Source organism: Mycobacterium paraintracellulare (assembly GCF_000276825.1).
Classification (GTDB): Bacteria; Actinomycetota; Actinomycetes; order Mycobacteriales; family Mycobacteriaceae; genus Mycobacterium; species Mycobacterium intracellulare.
The window spans coordinates 3,105,364-3,124,719 of record NC_016948.1; the positions used below are offsets into that span (position 1 = coordinate 3,105,364).

At 63.5% G+C, this 19,356-nt stretch carries 18 protein-coding genes and 1 pseudogene; 7 read left to right on the forward strand and 12 right to left on the reverse strand.

Annotated elements, in window-relative coordinates; all coding sequences use genetic code 11:
* The first annotated feature begins 34 nt into the window (after positions 1-34).
* From OCQ_RS14315 to OCQ_RS14325, 3 genes are read left to right on the forward strand one after another with little or no spacing between them, the layout of a single operon-like run.
* A complete protein-coding gene (locus OCQ_RS14315) occupies positions 35-862 on the forward strand; it encodes a mycofactocin-coupled SDR family oxidoreductase (RefSeq protein WP_014385040.1) in 828 nt (275 codons plus the stop codon).
* A gap of 13 nt (positions 863-875) precedes the next feature.
* Positions 876-1,673 carry an SDR family oxidoreductase gene (locus tag OCQ_RS14320; RefSeq protein WP_014385041.1) on the forward strand — a complete coding sequence of 266 codons (798 nt, stop codon included), beginning with the start codon at positions 876-878 and terminating at the stop codon, positions 1,671-1,673.
* A gap of 59 nt (positions 1,674-1,732) precedes the next feature.
* Complete coding sequence (locus OCQ_RS14325; protein WP_080588022.1) at positions 1,733-2,845, forward strand: cytochrome P450; 1,113 nt, start codon at positions 1,733-1,735, stop codon at positions 2,843-2,845.
* 1 nt (position 2,846) lies between these two features.
* On the opposite strand, the pseudogene OCQ_RS26110 reads toward OCQ_RS14325, so the two are convergent.
* Positions 2,847-3,077 (reverse strand): annotated as a pseudogene (locus OCQ_RS26110) (acyl-CoA synthetase); the annotation flags it as partial.
* Between the two features lie 67 nt (positions 3,078-3,144).
* Here OCQ_RS26110 and OCQ_RS14330 point away from each other — a divergent pair.
* Complete coding sequence (locus OCQ_RS14330) at positions 3,145-3,762, forward strand: isochorismatase family protein (RefSeq protein ID WP_041785017.1); 618 nt, start codon at positions 3,145-3,147, stop codon at positions 3,760-3,762.
* Here OCQ_RS14330 and OCQ_RS14335 read toward each other — a convergent pair.
* Together OCQ_RS14335 and OCQ_RS14340 are read right to left on the reverse strand one after the other, a co-directional pair.
* Complete coding sequence (locus OCQ_RS14335; protein ID WP_014385045.1) at positions 3,746-4,357, reverse strand: TetR/AcrR family transcriptional regulator; 612 nt, start codon at positions 4,355-4,357, stop codon at positions 3,746-3,748. The two genes, OCQ_RS14330 and OCQ_RS14335, sit on opposite strands and share 17 nt — an antisense overlap.
* A complete protein-coding gene (locus OCQ_RS14340) occupies positions 4,347-5,360 on the reverse strand; it encodes a Rieske 2Fe-2S domain-containing protein (protein ID WP_041785019.1) in 1,014 nt (337 codons plus the stop codon). Before OCQ_RS14340 ends, OCQ_RS14335 begins: the two co-directional genes overlap by 11 nt.
* A 177-nt stretch (positions 5,361-5,537) precedes the next feature.
* Between OCQ_RS14340 and OCQ_RS14345 the strand changes: the two genes are divergently transcribed.
* From OCQ_RS14345 to OCQ_RS14355, 3 genes are all read left to right on the forward strand, one after another.
* Complete coding sequence (locus OCQ_RS14345; RefSeq protein WP_014385047.1) at positions 5,538-6,533, forward strand: LLM class flavin-dependent oxidoreductase; 996 nt, start codon at positions 5,538-5,540, stop codon at positions 6,531-6,533.
* A 76-nt stretch (positions 6,534-6,609) separates the two neighbouring features.
* Positions 6,610-7,389 (forward strand): FadR/GntR family transcriptional regulator, encoded by a 780-nt coding sequence (locus tag OCQ_RS14350; RefSeq protein ID WP_041785021.1) that lies wholly within the window; start codon positions 6,610-6,612, stop codon positions 7,387-7,389.
* Between the two features lie 37 nt (positions 7,390-7,426).
* On the forward strand, positions 7,427-8,656 hold the full coding sequence (locus OCQ_RS14355; protein ID WP_014385049.1) for a CaiB/BaiF CoA transferase family protein: 1,230 nt from the start codon (positions 7,427-7,429) through the stop codon (positions 8,654-8,656).
* A gap of 606 nt (positions 8,657-9,262) precedes the next feature.
* On the opposite strand, the gene OCQ_RS14360 is transcribed toward OCQ_RS14355, so the two are convergent.
* From OCQ_RS14360 to OCQ_RS14400, 9 genes are all read right to left on the reverse strand, one after another.
* The gene (locus OCQ_RS14360) at positions 9,263-9,937 is read right to left on the reverse strand and encodes a hypothetical protein (RefSeq protein WP_014385051.1); all 675 of its coding nucleotides are present in this window, start codon (positions 9,935-9,937) and stop codon (positions 9,263-9,265) included.
* Positions 9,938-9,999: 62 nt separating this feature from the next.
* A complete protein-coding gene (locus tag OCQ_RS14365) occupies positions 10,000-10,659 on the reverse strand; it encodes a hypothetical protein (RefSeq protein WP_014385052.1) in 660 nt (219 codons plus the stop codon).
* Positions 10,623-12,095 carry an MCE family protein gene (locus tag OCQ_RS14370; protein WP_041785023.1) on the reverse strand — a complete coding sequence of 491 codons (1,473 nt, stop codon included), beginning with the start codon at positions 12,093-12,095 and terminating at the stop codon, positions 10,623-10,625. Before OCQ_RS14370 ends, OCQ_RS14365 begins: the two co-directional genes overlap by 37 nt.
* Before the next feature lies 1 nt (position 12,096).
* Complete coding sequence (locus OCQ_RS14375; RefSeq protein ID WP_014385054.1) at positions 12,097-13,257, reverse strand: virulence factor Mce family protein; 1,161 nt, start codon at positions 13,255-13,257, stop codon at positions 12,097-12,099.
* Positions 13,254-14,594: a virulence factor Mce family protein gene (locus OCQ_RS14380; RefSeq protein WP_014385055.1), complete on the reverse strand. Its 1,341-nt coding sequence runs from the start codon at positions 14,592-14,594 to the stop codon at positions 13,254-13,256. Before OCQ_RS14380 ends, OCQ_RS14375 begins: the two co-directional genes overlap by 4 nt.
* A complete protein-coding gene (locus OCQ_RS14385) occupies positions 14,591-15,982 on the reverse strand; it encodes an MCE family protein (protein ID WP_014385056.1) in 1,392 nt (463 codons plus the stop codon). Before OCQ_RS14385 ends, OCQ_RS14380 begins: the two co-directional genes overlap by 4 nt.
* Positions 15,979-17,007 (reverse strand): MCE family protein, encoded by a 1,029-nt coding sequence (locus OCQ_RS14390; RefSeq protein WP_014385057.1) that lies wholly within the window; start codon positions 17,005-17,007, stop codon positions 15,979-15,981. Before OCQ_RS14390 ends, OCQ_RS14385 begins: the two co-directional genes overlap by 4 nt.
* 28 nt (positions 17,008-17,035) lie before the next feature.
* Positions 17,036-18,508, reverse strand: coding sequence for an MCE family protein (locus OCQ_RS14395; RefSeq protein WP_014385058.1), 1,473 nt, complete (start codon positions 18,506-18,508; stop codon positions 17,036-17,038).
* 5 nt (positions 18,509-18,513) lie between these two features.
* A complete protein-coding gene (locus OCQ_RS14400; RefSeq protein ID WP_051019785.1) occupies positions 18,514-19,329 on the reverse strand; it encodes an ABC transporter permease in 816 nt (271 codons plus the stop codon).
* Positions 19,330-19,356 lie beyond the last annotated feature (27 nt).

A 19,356-nucleotide genomic window follows, 5' to 3' on the forward strand; every position in this document is an offset into this window, starting at 1 on the left:
GCGCGGCCGATTGCGAGCTATTGGAGGCATACGAATGGGTTCACTGGACGGCAGGGTCGTCTTCATCACCGGAGCCGCTCGCGGGCAAGGCCGTTCGCACGCGGTGATGTGCGCCGAGCAAGGTGCCGACATCATCGGTGTCGACATCTGCGAGAACCTCGACATCGTGCCCTACGCCCTGGGCACCGAAGACGATCTCGAGGAGACGGCCCGCCTGGTGGAGAAAACCGGCAGGAAGATGATCACCCGCAAGGCCGACGTCCGAGACTTCGCTGCGTTGCAGGATGCGTTCGACGCGGGCGTCAACGAATTCGGCCACGTCGACACGGTGCTCGCCAATGCCGGGGTGGTGCTCACCAACGCCGACGAGCGCGACGCATCAGAGGCGCTGCGGCTAGGGCTCGACATCATGCTTATCGGGGTGTGGAACGCCTTCCAGGTGGCGATCCCGCACATGAAGGAACGTGGCGAGGGTGGCAACCTGATCGCGACGAGTTCAATGATCGCCCTACTGGACCTGACCGACGGCCGCGGCGGGAGCGACGCCTACCTGATGTCCAAGGTCGCCGTCGTCGGTCTGGTCCGCGCGTACGCGGCCATGCTGGCCCCCGACCGCATTCGCGTCAATGCGGTGGCGCCGACGAATTGTGCGACCCCGATGATCACCGACAACCCGGCGCTGTTCAAAGTGATCGAGGACAACCCTCGCATGGTCAACGCGGTCCAGACCGCGCTGCCGGACCTGCCGCTGATCGAGCCACGCGACGTGAGCAACGCGATCCTCTTCCTGCTCAGCGACGCGGGCCGTTCGTTCACTGGAAGCATGCTGAAGGTGGACGCCGGCATGGACGTAAGGCGCTGACCGGGATTCTGCGATGGACTACGGAATCGACCGCCGATCGGCGCTGATCGTCGGCGGCAGTAAGGGAATCGGCTTCGAAGCCGCGAAACTGCTTGCCGCAGAGGGTGCGCGGGTTGCGGTACTGGCCCGCACCAAGTCCGACGTCGACGCCGCCGTCGAATCGATTCGTAGCGAGGGTGGCACCGCGATCGGCGTCACCGCCGACGTCAGCAACGCCGAGCAGCTTCAGAGCGCGGTGCGAGAAGTGACCACCGAGCAGGGGCCGCCGCTCATCGTCATCGGTCAAGCCAAGTACCAGAAACCCGGCGACTTCGCGGACATCACCGACGTGAACATCTACCGCGAGTCCTTCGACATGCACACCACGAGCCAGATCCTGCTCCTGCATGCGGTGCTGCCCGCGATGAAGGAAGCGGGTTGGGGCCGCTTCGTCCACATCGGATCAGGCACAGCGAAGGAACCCGCGGGCAACATCCATCACGCGGTGGCCAATACCAGCCGTCCGTCGACGGTCGGGCTGCTCAAGACCGTCTCCGACGAGTACGCCCGATACGGGATCACCGTCAACACCGTCGCACCCGGCTGGATCGAGACCGAGAACGCGCTGGCCTATTTGGATCAACACCTCGGCGCGAGCACCGAGCAGGAGCGCCGCGACTTCATGCTCACCCAGGCCCGCGTACCGGCGGCACGGATGGGGAAGCCTCGGGAGATCGCCTCGCTCATTGCCTACTTGTGCTCAGCCCCTGCTGGGTACGTCACCGGCAGTTGGATCGAAGTCGACGGCGGCTTGCATCGCTCGGCGTTCTGACGGGAGGAGAACACGTGAAACCCCATGCCGTACCGGAACTCTCCTTCGCAGGGCTGCCGATGGCAGCGGACCGCGGGGTGGGATGGAAGACCGTGCGCGACGCCGGGCGGGTGGTGTTCATCGACGGCTGGTACTACTTAGCGCACCGCGAGGACGTGCTTGCCGCGCTGCGCAATCCGGAGTTGTTCTCGTCAAAGAAAGCCTTCGACGTGCTCGGCGCCCCGTTGCCGTTGGTACCCATCTCCTTCGACCCGCCCGAGCACACCCGATTCCGCAAGATCTTGCAGCCCTTCTTCAGCCCGCACACTTTAAAGGCAATGCTGCCCTCCCTCCAGAGACAGGCGATCGACATCGTCGACGACATCGCCAAGAAGGGCGAGTGCGAAGTCGTAGCCGACCTGGCAATCCCCTACCCGTCACAGGTGTTCCTGACCTTGTTCGGGCTGCCTCTGGAAGATCGCGACCGGCTCATCGCATGGAAGGACTCAGTCATCGCGCTTGCAGAGTCACCGACGCTCGAAGGCGCTGACCTCACGCCCGCAATGGAATTGCTCGCCTACGTCTCCGAGGCGATCAACGAACGAAGGGCCAACCCCGGACCGGACATCCTGTCCCAAGTGCTCACCGGTGAAGACGCCCTCGACGATGCCGAGATGATGGGGCTGAGTTTCCTGTTCGTGCTCGCCGGGCTGGACACCGTCACGGCGGCGATGAGCACGGCGCTGTTGGAACTGGCCCGTAACCCTGAGCTGCGCACCACGCTGCGCGAGGATCCCAACCAGATGAGCGTGTTCGTCGAGGAGATCGTCAGGTTGGAGCCCCCCGCGCCGATGTTGCCCCGGGTCACCACCGCGGAGGTCACCATCGGCGACATCACCCTTCCTGCCGATACCCGGGTGCGGCTGTGCATCGCCGCGATCAATCGTGACGACAGCGACGAGACCTCGACCGACGACGTGGTGATGGACGGAAAGGTCCACCGGCACTGGGGCTTTGGCGGAGGGCCGCACCGCTGCCTCGGCTCTCACCTGGCACGCATGGAGCTCACGCTCGTCCTCGACGAATGGCTCAAGCGCATCCCCGAGTTCTCGGTGGAGGACGGCTACGAACCGCACATCGTGTTCCCCGCGCAGACCTTCTCGCTGGAACGCCTGCCGCTGAAGCTGGGCTGAGCTAGTTGCCGCGCGAGCATTTCTTGACGAGTTCCTGTTTGTACAGCTTGCCGGTGTCCGTCCGGGACAGCTGCGCTTCGAACGAGAGCGACCGCGGACACTTGTAGTGCGCCAACCGGTTTCGTAGCCAGCCCAACAGCTTCTCGTTGATGTCGGCCGGATCGATCCTCTGCACCACACCTATGCCGGCTTGACTCATCTCATCGTCCGGAGTGACCACAAGAGCCGAATCTCCGTAGCTTGTAAGGAATCTACCGACTATTTCATCACGAGTGTCAAAAATCGACTAAGGTTGAGAGATGGCTGCGACACCATGGGACCCCGAGACTACGGCCGTTATCTGCGTGGAATGCCAGAACGGTGTACTGGGTCCCGAGTCCGTCCTGCCCGCCCTGGCCGCCGACAGCTCCGAACTCGTATCCAGCGTGCGTCGACTTCTCGATTCAGCCCGCCAGTTCGGCGCGCGGGTGGTGCATGCGACCTACGAGGGCAGCCTCGGCGGTCGGCATACCGGGACGGCGCGCATCTGGCGCGCACTGGGCCCGGCAACCGCACAGTGGGCTCCCGGAAGCGCTGCCACCACAGTGCTTCCCGAGCTACTGGCGCCCACCGACCTGGTGCTACCACGCCATCACGGGCTATTCCCCACGCTCGATTCCGAATTACTGCCGGTACTCAAGGGCTTGGGCGTGAGTACCATCGTCCTTGTCGGCGTTTCGCTCAACCTGGCGATCACCCACACCGCCGGGCATGTCACACAGGCCGGCTTCGACCTCATCGTGCCGCGCGACGCCGTCGGCGGCACTCCTCAAGACTATGCACAACAGGTGCTGGACAACACCATTGCCGTGCTGGGCCGGCTGACCACGGTCGATCAGCTGATCGGCGAATGGACCCCGGTCAAGTCTGACCATTGACCGTTCGCCATAGCATTTCGCCGGCCGCGACCAGCACCGCTTGGCGCGTCGTCGATGGGATCTCGTTGTGCTGGACCATCAGCCACGAGCGCTCGAGCATCGCCATCACCACTAGCCCGGTTGCCACGGGATCCACGTCAGGCGGGGTCGGCGCCAACTTTGCGATGCCCTCACCAAGTGCGGCGGCAGTCCGCCAGTGCGAGCGTGCCACCGCTGCGCGGAATTTCCGATCGGGAGGCATGTCCGCTGTGGACCGGATGACGAACGCGCCGTTGCGGTCGAGGTAGCTGAAGTACCTGGCAACCCAGGTATCGATGTCCTCCCTGCTCGGCGGGGTCCCCTGCTCCATGAAACCGTCGACGATCGCAAGTGCTTGGCGGTAGGTATCGGTGCCGAGTTCGATGAAGAGCTCGGTCTTGTCGGAGAAGTAGTAGTAGAAGTTCGCCCGGGTGACAGCAGCGAGGTCAGTGATGTCCCTGATGGTGACGCCCGAGAAACCCTTGCGCGCGAATGCCGTCCGCGCGGCGTCGAGAATTGACTCTCGGGTGCGGTCGGATTTCCGTGTTGCCCGCCGGGCCGAGCCCTCAGGCGCCATGCGTGACCGGTTCCGCTGCGGCCTGCGGTTCTGGATAGAACCCGCTCGCCCACCGGCGCAGTGCGCGAAAGCCCGCCCCCTCCGAGGTTGCCAGGCCCGGCCGTTCGAGATACTTCTGGTGCTCCCAGATCCGGATGTCGTCGGGCAGGGCGAGTTTCGCAGCGGCCAGCCGCGCCTCGAAATCACCCGGGCCTTCCGATGCTTCCTCGCTGATCCAGTAGCCGGCGAAGATGTCGGATCTGGTGTCGTCCACCGGTGTCGCGCAAATCGAGATGACCCGGATTCCGTCGCGGACGTGTTCGCCGTTGTAGCTGAGACCAACGCCTGACCAATAGATCTCGATCGTGTTCATCGTGTCGCCGTCGCGGTCCAAGCCGTCGCTCCACCTCCGGCCAAAGCCGACCTTGGCCGACCAGGTAGAGCTGTCAGTCCTCTCACGCAGCACCACGGGACTGATCGCGGTGCTGTGTACGAACTGGAAGTGGTGCGGGTCGACGGCGTTCTCGGCGATCACCTGGGGATGCACCTTCACTCGCTCGTGCCGCGTCCGGCAATCGCTGCCCAGCGGGTGGAACCGCTGCGATCGGACGTGATCGCCAAGCACCGTGAAAGCATCTGGTGCTTCCCATAGTGGCTCCCTGCCGGCGCTGTCATGCCAGATCAAAATCGAATCATTGAGCTCAGCGACCGGATAGGAACGTACTCGTCGGGCCTTGTTGGGCCGATCCTGGTACGGAATGCGGACGTTGCGGCCAGCTCCGTTCCACACCCAGCCGTGAAATGGGCACTGGATGCCTTCTTCGACCACGCAGCCACCATGGGCCAAACTCGCGCCAAGATGCTGGCAGTGCGCGTCCAGCACATTCACCACCCCGTCCAGCTGCCGAAAGGCGACCAGATCCCGGCCGAAGTAGTGCAGCGGGACCACCTCGGCGACGGCGATGTCGCCACTCCAGGCGACCTGAAACCAACCGGTGGGCAGCATGCTCGGCAAGCTTTGCATTATCGGAACGTCCCTTCCACGTACGACACCTGGCACAGCAATACCTCGAGGCTACTCATTTTTGACGCAATTGTCGAAAAAAATCGGCCACCGGGCAATCGACTATGGCTGCCGATCGGGACGTACAATCACATGTATTACTAGGTAAGTGATGTTTGGCGACGGATGCGAGGACACATGGACTGGGGTCTGCCATGGCCAGGGGCCGCGCTAGCGGCGCAGGCCGAAATCTCCGGGGCGCAGGCATTTTGCGCCGGCGAGTTCGCCGATCTGAACGCCTACATCACCGCGACTGAGATGGCCCTCGGTACCTCGCAGGCGAAGGTCGGCCCTGGGATCGCCTATGCGTTCGCCCGATCCCCGTTCGTGCACGCCGCTGCGGTCCGACACCTCGCCACGCTCGCCCCGGGCAGGGTCTTTCTGGGACTTGGGTCCGGAACCTCACGGATGAACAAGGACTGGTTCGGTGTCGACGCCGCCCACCCCGCACCCCGGATGGCCGAACTGATCGAGGTGATCAGGGCGTTCCTCCACGCCGAGAACGGCGAACACATCCGCTACGAGGGCCGGTTCTACACGGTCGACGCCGACATCCGTGCACCGGTGCTCGGCCGCTTGGACGTGCCCATCCTGATCGGAGCCTTCAACAAGATCATGGTGCGGACGGTAGGTCGCACCGCCGATGGCGTGCTCGGACACGGACTGTTCACCGATCGGTGGTGGACCGAACTCGTAGAGCCCGAACTGGCCCGCGGCGCCGAATCAACCGGACGCGATCCCGCGGAGCTACGACGGTGGGGCTGGCTGATCACCGCGATCGACAACGATAACCCGGCCCGGGCTGTCCGGGACGCGCGGCTTCAGATCGGCTTCTACCTCACTGTGAAGACCTACGACTCACTCGTCGAACTGCACGGCTGGGGGGACGAGGTCGCCAGGATTCGTTCGGCCTTCCGTAGCGGCCATCCAGAAACGATCGCCGACCACGTTAGCGACGATATGCTGTGGTCGATCGCGATCTGCGGCAACGAGACACAAGCTCGCGAGATGCTCGCGGCTCGCAAACGACTGCCCGACATGGCGTTTGCATCACCGCCAAGCTTCTTGGTCGGACGCCGACGACGCGCTGGCTATGGTGCAGCCGCGACACGCGTTCTGTCGCGGCTGCACTGACGAAAGCCACGAATGTCCCAGATCAGCGTCCTACATGGTGTACTGAGTAGTACACGTCGAGATTCAGGAGGTCGCGATGCCCAAACGGGAACCTCTCGCGCCGATGACCACGTCAGAGAACGGTGCGGTGCGGTCGCCCAAGACGGCCGAGATCGTGGCGGATACATTACGGCGGATGATCGTCGAGGGACAGCTCAAAGACGGTGACTTCCTCCCCTACGAAGCCGAACTCATGAATCACTTTCAGGTCAGCCGGCCATCGCTACGAGAAGCGGTGCGGGTCTTGGAGTCCGACCGACTCGTGGAGGTGCGGCGCGGCTCACGCACCGGCGCCCGGGTTCGGGTCCCGGGCCCCGAGATCGTCGCGCGACCGGCAGGCTTCCTGCTCGCTCTGGCAGGAACGACGCTCGCCGACGTGATGACGGCACGGATGGGTATTGAACCGTATGCAGCCCGACTGCTTGCAGAAAATGGCACCGTAACAGCCCACCGCGAGTTACGGGACCTCATCGAAGAGGTCCCCGCTGCGTGGGAGACGGGCAAATTAGCGGCAGCCTCCACTACCTTGCACCGTCGGCTGGTGGAACTGTCGGGCAACGCGACCCTGACCGTGATCGCCGGCATGCTGCACGAGATCTTCGAAAAGCACATGACCGCAGCATTTCTGAGTGTCCAGAACGTTGTGCCCAAGGCTCAGTACACCAAGCTGATGCGATCGTATACGCGGCTCGCCGACCTGGTGGCCGCCCGGGAAGGCGCTGAGGCCGAAGCGCATTGGCGGCGACATATGGAGAACGCCAGTGCGGCACTGCTCAAAGGCTACGAGAAGACGAAGGTTCAGGACATCATGCATTGAGTGGGCACCGCGCCCACTTCCACTCGAAGGACACCTGATGCATAAGCCGCTCAACGGAGTTCGCGTTCTGGAGGTTGCACAGTTCACCTTCGTGCCATCGGCGGGCGCGGTGCTCGCCGACTGGGGCGCCGACGTGGTGAAGATCGAGCATCCCGTCACCGGCGATGCCCAGCGCGGGTTGGTCAAGGTGTTGGGCGCCGCGGCGACGGTACCCGGATCGTCGTTCGCGCCGATCATGGAGGCGCCCAACCGCGGAAAGCGCAGTGTCGGGTTGGCCCTCGACAATTCCGAGGCTCGCCCTCTGCTCGACGAACTGATCCGGCGAAGCGACGTGTTCCTGACGAACTACCTGCCGTCATCGCGCAAGAAGCTGTCCATCGACGTCGACGACGTCCGCCGCGTCAACCCCGACATCATTTATGTCATCGGCAACGGCTTCGGCTCCGACGGGCCTGACCGCGATGCCGGTGCCTACGACGCGACGGCTTTCTGGGCCCGAGGCGGCAGCGCGGACGGCCTCACATCGCCTGACGCCCCACACAGCCCGTTCATGCCCGCCGGGGCTTACGGAGACAACATCGGCGGGATCACCATCGCTGGGGGTGTCGCGGCGGCACTCTACGGCAGGCAGGCCACGGGGGAACCGTCGGTGCTCGATGTTTCGCTGCTGGCGGTCGGCGCTTGGGCAACCCAGTTCAACGTGAACATGGCGATGCTGATGGGCGGCCCGCTGCCGAAGATGGAACGCCGAACCCAGGCCCCGGGCAACCCGCTGACCGGCGCCTATAGAACGTCGGACGGACGGTTCGTCCAGTTGTCGATGCTGCAGCCGACGCGGTATTGGCCGGAGTTCTGCCGGCTGATGGGTCTGCACGAAGTCGCCGAAGATCCACGATTCACATCGATCGAGGCGATGGCCGAGCACAGCGAAACTGCTCAACGCATCGTCGGCGATGTGATCGGCAATTTGACCTTCGAACAGTGCCAAGCCTTGTTACGCAAGGGCAGAGGGCAGTGGGCACCGGTACAGGATGCCTGGGAAATAGCCAATGACGAGGCACTGACCGCCAACGGTCGCATCGCCGAAATCATCGATGCCGAAGGTCATCCGCAAAGGTTGGTAGCCAATCCGGTGAAGTTCGACGATGATGCGGCAAGCCTGGCCAGGGCGCCGCAGTTCGCTGAGCACACCGACGGGGTGTTGCGCGAACTCGGCGTCGACGACGACCGCCTCATTGAGCTCAAGATCGCCGGCGCGATCACCTGATCACCGCGTTGTAGCGCCGTCGAGGCGCGTAATCTCCCGGACGGGTTTGGGCCGGCAAACGGTGTCGTCGTAGCACACACCACTCGTGGAACTATCAGGCTTCCTGAAGACATATAAACATATAACGGGATATTATCTTCGCATGTCGGCGTTAAGGTCACTGGCAGCGCTCTGGGCCGGTCTATCGGCGGCATTCATTGCTGTCTGTCCCGCGGGCGTCTCACGTGCGTCGCCATCGGGCGACGACGGACCCGGGCAGTGCTCCTTCATCCTCACGCCGCCGAAAGTCGTGCAGGTGTCCGGATTGAGCGTCGTGTCAGCCACTTTGCGGCCTGGCCCGTGCACGATCCACGCCAGCCCCAACTTGTCGGTGATATGTCTGTCCGTGGCCGGCGGGGGTTCGCAGGGAGAGTGCGCATCGATGAACGGGCAGAACCCGGCGGAGGTGCGCTATCCCTACCAGCCTGGCACAACCTATGTCGTCAAGGCCCAGGGATGCGCCAGCACCTTCCAGCCACCGTATACGCTTTGCCAAAATTTCGGCCCAACGCAAACCACCCTCTGAGGTCAGGGCGGGACGACGTCGCGTCGCTCAGGGTATTCCATCTAGACAGGATCGAACGAGGAAATAAGCCAGCGGGCACCGGTCTTGTCCAAAGTCACCCGGACGGTGGACGCCGTTTCGGTGGGTGCGTCGTTGCCAACGGTCACCGTCTGATCGACGCACACCAGGACGACCGCATGCTGTGGAGTCGCCGAAACCGAAGCGGCAGCGGGAACGGTGGCGACCGCCGAGATGTGCTGCTTCTTCGCGCCGGGGATCACCACGTCGTGGGTCAACTGCGTGTAGGAGTCCTTGAAGGTGCCGGTCAACCGATCACGGGCAGCCCCCAAATCCTTATCGACGGTGTCGGGCTGGTAGGACAATAACGCCGCGGTGGAATCTTTTGCCGCCGCAACGGACTCGAGGCTCGCGACTCCAGACCCGCGGACCCATGCGTTTTGCCACTTCAGATAACCTGCGGCCGCCGCTATCACTAGCGCCAAGACCGGCAGCACTCCAAAGGCCAACACTCGCGACCACATAACCCGGCGCCAACGTGCTGGTGGCTCAATATCTTCGGTGTTCTCCGATTCCGCAATCTGTTCGGTGTCTCTGGTGTGCTCGGTGGCGTCCCCGGTGTCTTCGGGGTCGTCAACCTCTATCGCAAACTGCTCGGTTTTCTCCGCGAAGACCTCGGCCGCGTCCTGGCCGGTCTCGCGTTCTGTTTCAACCCGCACGGGGAGGGTTCCTTCTCTGGTTCGTAGGATCGGTAGTCGGCGCATGCCCTTCTGCCATTTCCTCACTGCACAAACTCGACGTTGGAGACCTTTGCCTCGTCGCCGACTTTTTTCACCGAAATTCGCATTCGCCAATGTCGCGGCTCCTCTTCGGGCGCACCGGCATTCGAGGTTTTGACGGTAACGGCAACCAGCACCTGGCCCTCGTCGCCCGATTGCGACTCGAGGCCCGCCTCAACGACCGTCCCCGCTGACTTCGACTGCGCCTTCTTGACCACTTCAACGAAGGGTTTCGAGCGCTTGGAGAAGTCGTCGTAAAAGCTGCCTGTGGCGGAATCCAGAATGCGCTGTATGTCGCTGTCGGCGTGCTGCCAGTCGATCGTTGTGAGGTTCAGTGCGCCCTGCCGCCCCACCTGAACCAACAGCGCCCGCTGCTGCTGGATCTGATGTGCCTGATAATCCCGTAATCCCAGCCAGCCGGCCAGCGCGGTCGAGGCGGTCACGAAGACCAGACCCAACACTATTGCCAGCCGGACCGGCGACGTCGGTTTCTTCTCAGTGGCAACGTCTTTGGGAGCGTCGTCCACATCGGCGTCCACCGCGCCGTCGTAATCCTCGGCGTCCGCGGTTTGGACTTCCGCCTCGGCGACCTCATCGCGCGATTCAGATGCACCCTCGTCGGTGTTCAATTCTTCGCGGGAGGCATCAGCATGCTCTGCCATGTTTGCTCCTTTACGGCGCCTGGGGTCAACTCGGCCTTCGTGTAAACATGGCCGTCGGGTCCCATGTACATACCGGTGCCTGGATCGTATTGAAAGGCCGCTATCGGTGGTGGCGGTGGACCGGGGGGCAGCCGAGGTGGCGCCTGACCTGGCGGCTCCTCGCCTGGCCTGTACTGCGGGACACCCTGCCCCGTATATGTTGCGTTCGGATCACCCTTCCAGTTCCACCCGTCGTTGAGCGGAACGTAGGCTTGGTCGCTCTCGCACATTTTCACCGTCGGGGCGCGCTTGCCCGGACGGGTCTCGCACGGATAGTTGCGTGCGCCGCGCACGTTGAGCATCGAGTCTTGCGGCACCCGGCAGTAGAAGTCGCCTTTAGGGGGGTCTGGATAGTCTTCGTAGCTGGCGGCCCGCTGCTGCTGGGCGGGCAGGAATCCGGTGGTGCATGCTGGCGGCCATCCGAGGTTCAGGTTGAAGCTCAGGTAGGCACCGAGGTAGTCCTGCTTCGTATTTCGGTTGGCCACCCCGATCGCCTGGATGTCGGCCGCGCCTTGCGGTAACTCCACCAAGAGGCCTTCGAGGTTGTCCCGATAGGTGACCCCAACCTGGCCAACACTGACCAGGTTGGCCAGCACGATCGCCAACGTAGGGCTGAGCCGGTCAATTAGCGCCCGGGCCTGGTCGACCGCTGGGCCGCCTTTTTGCAGTAGGCCCGCCACAGCGGAGTCGTTGCTCCGTAGCTGCGAAGTGATGGTCGCCAAATGGGCGGCCCATGCCTGGACCGAGTCCGATGACGCGGTTTGGCTGTCGAGTAGCGGCTTCGACTGGTCGATCAAGGTAGTGATCGCATCCAGGTTCTTGTGGGCGCCGATCGCCAGATCGGTCGTCCCCTTCACCAGCCGGGAGAGTTCCGGCCCGAGCCCGCCGAAGGCGACATACCCCTCGTCGACCACCGTTTTCAGGTTGTCACGTGGGATGGCGGACAGGCCGCGGTTGGTCGCCTCCAGGAGCGAGTTGATGTCCGGCGGAACGTAGGTACGGTCCATGGCGATCACGTCACCATCTTTCAGCGACGGCCCTTGTGAGCTACGGGGTAGCAGCTCGACGTATTGCTCGCCAACTGCCGAAACGCTGTGTACTTGAGCGTTGAGGTCGGCGGGGACGTGAATGTCCGATTTCAGCTGAAGCACCGCCTCGGCACCGGTCTGGGTGAGACGTACGGCCTGTACCCGGCCAATCTCGACTCCACGGTAAGTGACGTTTCCGCCCGGGTACAGGCCACCCGCTTGAGGTAACTGCACCGTGACCGAGTACCGGTCGATCCCGAAGAAGACCGTCGGTACCTGCATGTAGGCGAAGAACATGATGGTGCCCGCGATCAAGCTGACCACGGCGAAAACCGCCAATTGGATTCTGGTGCGCTTCGTTAACACGATGTCACGGACCCTGATTGAAGTGGTAAGGGACGACTAATGGGTTGCCGGGGTTGTACTGGCTGCCGCCCATGCACGGACTGGGCATCTGCCCGATGGTGCGGCCCCACTGCAGCTCGAGCTCGGTCAGATTGCACTCAAAGCGGGTGCCGGTGAAGAACCCCGCGTCGAGCCGGCTCAGCGTGAGGTCGAGGACCGCGGTCAAGTTCGCGTAGTCGCCGCGTAGCCACTTGTTGAGCGTGTCCTTGGGGAAGGGGAAGGTTCCGAAAAACCCGAGCGAACGAGTCAGCGCCGGTCCAGCGTCGGCTAGGGATTGGAGTACCGGGCCGAGGTCGTTCAGTTCTTTGACCAGGTTTGACTTGGTTTTGTTTACCGAATCAGCAGCAAGCGCGCCGAATTTGCTCAGCTCCCCGAGCGCGTCGGCGAGGTTGTCCCGTTCGTCCTTAAGGACGGTCAACGCACCCGGCAGTGTCTTCAGCGCCTTATCGATCACCGGCTTCTGGTCGGCGAATTGACCGACCACGTTGTTGAGGCTGTCGGTTGCGGCGAGGATGTCGTCCTTTTGATCGTTGAGGTAGCCGACGAACTTATCGAGTTGTCCGAGAAGGCTTCTCAGGTCCTGTTCACGACCGGTAAACGCGGTGCTCAATGCCTTGATGATGTCCTGGATCTGGCCTAGGCCACCGCCGTTCACCAACAACGACACTGCGGCTAGCGTCCGTTCGGTGGACGGATACGCGCTAGCGGACGTCAACGGGATCACCGATCCCGCTTTGAGCTTGCCCTTGGCCGGCACACCGGCGGGTGGTGCCAGCTCTACGTGCACCGAGCCCAGCAGGCTGGTCTGCCCCAGAGTGGCCGTTGCGTTAGCCGGCAGATCGACGTCCCCGTTGATCGTCATCGTGACCACCGCATGCCAACCCTGAAGTTGGATGTTGGTCACGGTGCCGACAGTGACGTCGTTGACTCTGACGCGGGAATTCTGTTGGAGGTTTTGAACATCGGGCATCTGTGCTTGGACGGTGTATGAGCCTGGACCGCCGCCCTTGGTGCCCGGCAATTTGAACGAATTCGCGCCGTGGAAACCGCACCCGGAAAGCGCGGCGACGGCCAGCACCGCCGCGAGCCCGCGGGTAACGCGCAGCCGGTGTCGCACCCGAATCATTGTCCGCCTCCGGGAGGCACCATCAGCCCGCGCAGGCCGGCGGCTGGATCGGTCGGAAGCGGTTGGGCGCCTGGCGCTTCCGCCCCCAGTGGTGAGCTGCCGGCCGCCGGCGGTGCATTCGCCGCAGGCGGGGGGTTGCCCGGGTCGGACGCCGGCGGTGGCGGGGGAACGTAGTCGGGCCGCAACCAGTCCTCGCTGTAGGTGATTTCGTTGGGACGAGCTGAGGCTCCGACGAACAAATTCTCGCCCAGCGGCGGGAAGTTGTATTGGCGGTTTTTCAAGATCGGCGCCAGATACTGCACGCATAGCTTCGCTGACTCCTCGGCTCCCCGACGGGAAGCGGCCTGTATTGCCGAACACAGGAACTGAATCGGGTTGGCGAAGTTGTTGAATGCCAGCGCTCCACTCAGCGTGCCTTGTGCAGGCTGGTAGATGTTGAGGAAGTTCTGAAAGGCCGTGGGCGCAACGTGTAGGAGTTGTTTGACGTCGTCGAGGCTGTCGTTCACTGCCTGCGTCACCGACGCCAATTTGTCCGAGGTGGTTCCCAGCGACTCTTGATTGTCGGCCACGAAGTTTCGGACGTCGTCGACCACGTCGTGGAGATCCCGAACCGCGTTGCCGACCGCATGGGGGTCGTCGGCCAGCAGGTTCGTCACCGCGGCCAGGTTTTGGTTGAGGTGTTGCAGCAGATCGCCGCTGTCGTGCAACGCCGAGACGAGAATCGACAGGTTTTTGACAGTGGTGAACAGGTCGTCGCTGTGATCGCCCAGAGCGGAAATCGCCTGCGACAGCTTGATAATGGTGTCACGGATGTCTGGGCCCTGGCCGCGCAAGTTGTCGGCCGCAGTGTTGATGAACGCTCCTAGTGTGCTGGTCCCGCCGGCTGTGGTGGGCTGCAATACCTGCGTCAGCTTCTCGAGTTGCTGGCGGAAGTCGTCCCATTCCACCGGGACTGCGGTGCGTTCCTGCGGGATCACCGCGCCTGCGTGCATCACCGCGCCACCCGTGTAGGCCGGCGTCAGCTGGATGGATCGAGGCGTCACCAGCGACGGCGACAGGACCACGGCCTTGGCGTCAGCAGGCACCTTGTATTTGTCCTTGTACCAGAAGGTGATCTTGACGCGGTCGGGCAGCGGCTCGATCTTTTCGACCTTGCCGACGGGGACGCCGAGAATAACGACGTCGTCTCCGTTGTAGATGCCTGTGCTGTTCGCGAAGTATCCGACGACGTTGGTGCGGCCGATGTCGTTCGCCAACCGTGCCACCGTGACGATGCCCCCGACCAGGACTAGCACCAGCACGACGGCTACGCCGATCTTGGCGTTGCGAGACGTCACTGTCCACCTCCAGCTGGCGGGCTAATGGGGCCCGGGCCGCTCATCACGGGCGGTTGCGCCGCCGGCACCTGCCCGGGTGCCGGCTGCTCGATCGGTCCCGACGGCGGCGGCAGGGATTGGCCTTGGCCGGGACCCGGCGGCGCGGGCGGTCCTGGCGGCGGCCCCCCGGGTGGTGGCGCGGGCACCGGCTCGCGAGCCGGGTAGCAGCCAGGACCAGGCAACGCCACCCCGGGCGGACCGCACTGATGGTCGCTCGGGTTGCCGGTGATCGCGTCAGGAATGGTCATCCGGGGTGGTCCGCCCTGCCCGGTACGCGGGTACGGAACCGGAAGCGGCGGCGTCCCCGGCTGGCCGACCTGCGGGTCAGTGCGCTGCGAGGGCAGCAACACGTTCGGGTCCAGGCCGAGGTCGGAGAAGGCGGCATCGATGAACGGCTGCAGCCACTGTCCGGGTAGCAGGTTGACAACATAGGCCTTGAAGAACGGCCCTGATCCCACCGATTCACCGAGCCCCAAGGCGTATCTGTTAAGCCCGACGAGTGCCTTCTGCACGCGGTCTTTGCGGTTGTCGACGATCGTCAACACGCCGTTGAGTTTGTCCAGCGCCGGTTTCAACGTGTCGCGGTTCTCGGCGATGAGGCCTTTTAACTGCTGGGCCAGCGCGGAAAGGTTGTGGGCGATTTGGTTAAGTGCGTTGCTTTGACTTCGCAGCTGGACCAGCAACGCGTTGGTGTTGGCGACCAGGTTGACCAGTTCGTCGCTGCGTTCAGACAGCACCTTCGTTGCCTTGTTGGCGTTACTCAGCAGGTTTCGCAGTTGCGCGTCGCGCTCGTCTAATGTCTGCGAGAAGCGTGCGACCCCTTGAACCGCGGCCTTCAGGTCGGGTGGCGTATCAGAGAAAGTGTCGGACAGCACTGCGAGCGAATCCGACAGTCGTTTGGTGTTCAGGCCGCTGATGGTTGTCGTGAGGTCACCCAGGGCGTCGGGCAGTTGATAGGCCGGAGTGGTCCGGTCGAGGGGTATCGGACCGCTCAGCTTCCCCTCCCCTCGGGGGGTGACCTCGAGAATCTTGGTTCCGAGCAGAGTCTTCAACTTGATTGCCGCCTCGGTGCGGTCACCGAGGCGGATGTTGTCGGCGACGTCGAACTTGACCAGCACCCGGGGTCCGTCCAGCTCGACGCTGGAGACCTGCCCGACCCGGAAGCCGGACACTTGGACCACGTTGCCAGACATCAGCCCGCCGGCCTCAGCGAAGTACGCCGAGTAGGTCTTCCCGTTGCTGAAGAACGGCAACTTGTCGTAGTTCACGGACACCAGCATCAGAACGAGAATGATGCCGACGCCGATGGCGCCGATGACAAGTGGGTTGCGTTCGGAGAAGGGCCTCATCGCGGCGTGCACCTCCCGGTGGGCTGACCGGCCAGCTTGACGTATACGGGTTGGCCGCCCTTGCCGTTGACCTTCAACACGATTTCGCAGAAGTAGAAGCTGAAGAAGTCGCCGTACATGCCCTGCCTGTTGAGTATTTGAGTCGCATCGGGCCAGGTGTTGAGGAAGTTGTCGAAGTAGTCGTGATCGGCCAATATGGTTGCGGCCGTTCGATCCGCCTCGTGAACCACTTTCTTCAGCGGTGGGCGAGCCTGCGCTAGCAGGCCGGCGATTGACCCGGCAGCTGCGTTGGCGTAGGCCACGCCGTTGCTGATGTCTTGCTTGCGGGCGTTCAGGCCAGCTACGAGTTCAGACAACGAGTCGACGGCCTTGGCGAACTGTTTGCTCTGGCCGCTCAGCGAGCCGAGCACGGTATTCAGATTGACGACGACTTGACCTATCAGTTGATCCCGGTCGGCCAGGGTGTTGGTCAGGGCTGCGGCCTGGCTGAGGAATGAGCTGATCGTGGCGCCCTGTCCCTGGAAGGCAGCGATCAGTTGACCGGTCAGTTTGTTCACCTGGTCTGGATCCAGTGCGCGAAACAGCGGCCGAAAACCGCCGATCAATGCGTCCAGGTCCAGCGCAGGTTCGGTCCGGCTCAGTGGGATGGTCCCGCCCGGATTAAGTCTCTTGACTCCCCCGGCTCCTTCCTCAAGCGCCACGTACCTGCCGCCCACGAGGTCGGCGAAACGGATCGCGGCCCTGGTGCCCTCGGTGAGCACTACCGAGTCGGAGGCGGTGAACTCGACGCGCACCGTCGAGTCGGGCTGGACGGCGATGTTCTTGACCTTGCCGACCTCGACACCCGCGATGCGGACGAAGTTGCCACCCTCCAGCCCCGATACATTGACGAACTGGGCCGTGTAGGTCTTCTCCGACTGGAAACGCATCTGCGCGAAGACGGCGATCAGCCCGAACGCACCCGTTACGCAGACGACGGCGTAGATGGCGAGGCGCCACAGCGCGCCTCCCAAATTCTCTCGCATCTCTGCCTTCCTCTATGACTTTCGGCCGTCAGGGCGCTGGGGCAAACGGCGGCGGTGGCGGCGGCTCGCACGGCCCGGTGACCAGCCCGCATGTTGGTTGCGGTCCGCCCGGCGTTGCGGGCAAGAACGGTTCGGATCCGGCCGGCGGCGGCCCCGGTTCCCGGGGCCTGCCCGGCGGGGGCGCCGGCGGCAGCCCGGGATACAGCGGCGTTCCGTCCGGGGCGTACATCGGCGCCCCGTACGGTGGTGCACCCGGGTACGGGATCGGGCCGGGAGCCGGGCCTCCCGGGTGGCGCAAGCTGGGCGGTTTCGGTGTTCCGCGGGTGACGGGGAAGTAATCGACGTAGCCCGGGAAGCCGATACCGGGGTTAGGACGCACATCCATCCCGGTGCCCCACCCCGAGTTGGTGACCAGGTAGCGCTGCGGGAAGTTTTTCGACACGTCTGGCAACGATCCACAACCGGGCTGGCCGCCGGGGCCGCCCTTGATGCCGTTGATCGGCAGATTCTCGGGGAAACTGTATGTGTCGTCGCCCAATAGCAGTCCGGCGTCCAGGATCACCGAGAAGCCGTTGCGGCCACCGGCAACATCCAAGAAGCCGAAATCAACGACGTTCTTGCCGCCGACCAGCAAGCAGGTCAGTTCCGGGTTGTATTTCATCAACAGGCTGGTGGTCGACTCGAGCAGGTTAATGCCGTGCACCAGGTTGTCCTTGTTCGGACCGAGCAGGTTGACCCCGCTACGGGAAAGTCCAGTGACGTCGAGCAGCAACGAGTCAAGCTGCTTGGCGTTGTTGGTGATGGTGGAGCTAGTCGCACTGGCAGCGTCCAGTACCGTCACAATGTCGCGTGCGGCTGCGGCGTAGGTGTCGCTGAACCCCTTCAGCGCATGGAAATCCGCGCGGATGGTTTCGCTGCGGGGGTTGATCTCCGTCAGGACCTGGTTGAAGTCGGTGGTCGCCTCGCCGATGGCCGGACCCTTGCCGCGAAACCCTTCGGCCAGCGCCGTGAGGACACCGTTGAGTTTGGCGACGTCGACCTTGTTCAGCACCGCCACCAAATTCTGGAACACCGTGTTTACTTCGGTGGTCACGTTGCGTGACTCCACCACCGCTCCGGCCGTCAGCCGCTTCGGGCTCGGGTCGGTGGGGGTGAGCAGGTCGACATACTTGGCGCCGAACGCTGTGGTGGCGGTGATCTCGGCTCCGACGTTGGAGGGAATGTATTTGAGCTGCTCTGGATACAGTTCCAGCTGAAGTTTCACCGGGTCGCCCTGCTGAATCGACGCCACCCGGCCGACCTGGACGCCGCGCAACTTCACCTTCGCGCCGGGTTCCATGACCAGGCCCGACCGGTCCGAGGTGAGGGTCACCCTGGCGTACGGCCTGAAGTCTCTGTTGAACGCCCCTAGCGTCAGCACAACCGCGCCGATGATGAAGGCGAAAAGGATCACCGTCCACAGCGCCGGGTGCAGGCCGGCCTCGCGCCGTTTCCTTGTCATCGTCGCTATCCCGACAGGTTGAAGTCGCCGGACACACCGTAGGCGGCCATCGCCACCGCCAAAGTCACCGCTACCGCAACGACCAGGGATGCGCGTACCGCACGACCGACCGCCTCACCGACGCCCGCAGGGCCGCCAGAGGCGTTAAAACCGTAATAGGTGTGTACCAGCATGATCGATGTGGCCGTCCCGATGACTTGCAGCATCGACCAGATAAGGTCTTTCGGCTGCAGGTAGGTGTGGAAGTAGTGGTCGTAGACCCCGGGAGCCTGCCCATACGCGAAAATGACAAGGGTCCGCGTGGCCATATAGCCGGCCAGCGAGGCCATGCACCATAACGGAACTGCGACGACCACACCGGCCACCACCCGGGTGGAGACCAGGTAGGTGATTGTGCGGATGCCCATCACCTCGAGCGCGTCGACCTCCTCGTTGATTCGCATGGCGCCCAACTGCGCAGTGGCACCGGCGCCGATAGTGGCCGCGAGGCCGATACAGGCGACCAGCGGCGCGGCGAGACGCGTGTTGATGTAAGCGGAGGCAAAACCGCTCAACGCCTGGACCCCCACATCGGACAACGACCGGAATAGCTGGATGGCGACAAGTCCACCGACAGACATCGTCAAGGTGGTGACGATGACCACGGTGCCGCCGATCACGGCCAGCGCACCAACACCCAGACTCATGTTGGCGATCAGTCGCAGCGTCTCCACTTTGTAGCGGACAACGGCTTCCCACATGAAGCCAAGTGCCCTGACGTAGAACGCAGTCTGGCTTCCCAGCCGATTCCACTCGTTGATCAGGCCACGCACGGTATTCATCAGCCGCGGCAGCCGCAGTCCGGCGGG

Excerpts from the sequence above, each read along its gene's own strand:
- OCQ_RS14365 (WP_014385052.1), bottom strand. The coding sequence starts at position 10,659 with ATGGCAGAGCATGCTGATGCCTCCCGCGAAGAATTGAACACCGACGAG.
- OCQ_RS14375 (WP_014385054.1), bottom strand. The coding sequence starts at position 13,257 with ATGATTCGGGTGCGACACCGGCTGCGCGTTACCCGCGGGCTCGCGGCG.
- OCQ_RS14390 (WP_014385057.1), bottom strand. The coding sequence starts at position 17,007 with ATGCGAGAGAATTTGGGAGGCGCGCTGTGGCGCCTCGCCATCTACGCC.
- OCQ_RS14315 (WP_014385040.1), top strand. The coding sequence starts at position 35 with ATGGGTTCACTGGACGGCAGGGTCGTCTTCATCACCGGAGCCGCTCGC.
- OCQ_RS14395 (WP_014385058.1), bottom strand. The coding sequence starts at position 18,508 with ATGACAAGGAAACGGCGCGAGGCCGGCCTGCACCCGGCGCTGTGGACG.
- OCQ_RS14325 (WP_080588022.1), top strand. The coding sequence starts at position 1,733 with ATGGCAGCGGACCGCGGGGTGGGATGGAAGACCGTGCGCGACGCCGGG.
- OCQ_RS14340 (WP_041785019.1), bottom strand. The coding sequence starts at position 5,360 with ATGCAAAGCTTGCCGAGCATGCTGCCCACCGGTTGGTTTCAGGTCGCC.
- OCQ_RS14350 (WP_041785021.1), top strand. The coding sequence starts at position 6,610 with ATGCCCAAACGGGAACCTCTCGCGCCGATGACCACGTCAGAGAACGGT.
- OCQ_RS14400 (WP_051019785.1), bottom strand. The coding sequence starts at position 19,329 with ATGAATACCGTGCGTGGCCTGATCAACGAGTGGAATCGGCTGGGAAGC.
- OCQ_RS14330 (WP_041785017.1), top strand. The coding sequence starts at position 3,145 with ATGGCTGCGACACCATGGGACCCCGAGACTACGGCCGTTATCTGCGTG.
- OCQ_RS14335 (WP_014385045.1), bottom strand. The coding sequence starts at position 4,357 with ATGGCGCCTGAGGGCTCGGCCCGGCGGGCAACACGGAAATCCGACCGC.
- OCQ_RS14355 (WP_014385049.1), top strand. The coding sequence starts at position 7,427 with ATGCATAAGCCGCTCAACGGAGTTCGCGTTCTGGAGGTTGCACAGTTC.
- OCQ_RS14320 (WP_014385041.1), top strand. The coding sequence starts at position 876 with ATGGACTACGGAATCGACCGCCGATCGGCGCTGATCGTCGGCGGCAGT.
- OCQ_RS14345 (WP_014385047.1), top strand. The coding sequence starts at position 5,538 with ATGGACTGGGGTCTGCCATGGCCAGGGGCCGCGCTAGCGGCGCAGGCC.
- OCQ_RS14385 (WP_014385056.1), bottom strand. The coding sequence starts at position 15,982 with ATGAGGCCCTTCTCCGAACGCAACCCACTTGTCATCGGCGCCATCGGC.